The organism is Mesorhizobium sp., assembly GCF_004962925.1.
Taxonomy (GTDB): domain Bacteria; phylum Pseudomonadota; class Alphaproteobacteria; order Rhizobiales; family Rhizobiaceae; genus Mesorhizobium.
Map to the genome: position 1 here is coordinate 8,417 of NZ_SUEO01000250.1, position 212 is coordinate 8,628.

1 protein-coding gene is annotated in these 212 nt (G+C 64.6%); it reads right to left on the reverse strand.

All coding sequences use genetic code 11. The annotated features are described in order from the left end of the window. Nucleotides 1-212 (reverse strand): histidinol dehydrogenase (locus E5W87_RS31165; RefSeq protein ID WP_292406490.1); only part of this gene is annotated, 212 nt, incomplete at both ends.

Below are 212 nucleotides of genomic sequence, written 5' to 3' on the forward strand. Positions count from 1 at the left end.
GCGGTCATCCTGCGGCAGTTGCCGCTGGTGATGGGCGCGGATGCGCTCGCGCGCGAATTTCAGCGCTTCGATCGTCTGCGTATCCGCAGCATCGTACGCGTTGGCAATGTCATCCTCGGAGACGGCAATGCCGAGTTTGGTCAGGTCGCCGCCGCCGAATTTTTGCGTGTAGTCGACCAGCGCCGCGTCGCCCTCGGCGCGCACTCGTGCAA